The 1,112-nt window shown below is 60.5% G+C and carries 1 protein-coding gene; it reads left to right on the top strand.

The window, feature by feature from the left end:
- Positions 1 to 53 precede the first annotated feature (53 nt).
- Positions 54 to 1,082, top strand: a complete 1,029-nt coding sequence (locus tag APH44_RS28815) for an IS30-like element ISPsp7 family transposase (RefSeq protein WP_033959121.1) — start codon at positions 54 to 56, stop codon at positions 1,080 to 1,082.
- Positions 1,083 to 1,112: the final 30 nt, after the last annotated feature.

Genomic DNA, 1,112 nt, shown 5'->3' with positions numbered 1-1,112 from the left:
CGGCGGCAAAAACTGAGTGCAACACCTGACCTTTCCGGTACGGTGCTGCCCCTATGTCTTATACCGAACTCAGCGTTGAAGAGCGCGCCACCATTCAAATCGGTCGTACCCAAGGCTTCAGCCTGCGCAGGATTGCCTGCTTGATCAACCGATCCCCTTCGACCATCAGCCGTGAGCTGCGCCGTAACCGAGGTGCTTGCGGTGGCTACTCGGCCCGCCTGGCCCAGCAGCAAATGCAGGCCCGCCGCCAGGTTTGTCGACCGATGCGAAAACTGTTGCCGGGTAGCGAGCGCTTCGAACTGGTGACCCATATGCTGCGTGAGCGTTTGTCTCCCGAGCAGATTGCCGGCAAGCTGCGCAGCATGAACATACCCAACCTGCGAGATGCCTACGTCTGTCGCGAGACGATCTACAACGCGATCTATGCCCTGCCAGTGGGTGAGCTGCGTAAGGAGCTGATCATCTGTCTGCGCCAAGGCAAGACGACGCGCCGGCCGCGCTCTGGTGGCGTGGATCGGCGCGGCCAGATCCCCGAGATGGTCAGTATTCATGTGCGCCCGCCGGAGATTGAAGACAGGCTGATGCCGGGGCATTGGGAAGGCGACCTCATCAAGGGTAAGGCCAACGCCTCGTCCGTCGGTACGCTGGTGGAACGCACCAGTGGCTACCTGATGTTGGTGAAGATGAACGACGCGACGGCGACTTCGGCGCTGGAAGGCTTCAGCGCCGCGCTCAATAGCATGCCGCTGGAGATGCGCAAGAGCATGACTTACGACCAGGGCCGGGAGATGGCGCGACACGCCGAGATCACCCAAAGAACCGGCGTGGCGATCTACTTCTGCGACCCGCACAGCCCCTGGCAGCGCGGCAGCAACGAAAACATCAACGGCCTGATTCGCCAGTACTTGCCCAAGGGCACAGACCTGTCGGTACATAGCCAGGAGGAGCTGGACGCCATTGCGCTGCAACTGAACATGCGACCGCGCAAGCGCTTCGACTTCAAATGCCCCATCGAGGTGATGGGAGAGGTCATGCAAAATGCCATGGCAATGCGGCATGATGCTCCGGCTTCAATTCAATAACCGTGTTGCACTCAGCTCCTGCAACCGCCT

The organism is Pseudomonas sp. NBRC 111143 (assembly GCF_001320965.1).
Classification (GTDB): domain Bacteria; phylum Pseudomonadota; class Gammaproteobacteria; order Pseudomonadales; family Pseudomonadaceae; genus Aquipseudomonas; species Aquipseudomonas machongensis.
The sequence above is the reverse complement of the archived record's forward strand: the minus strand, read 5'-3'. Positions and strand labels throughout refer to the sequence as shown.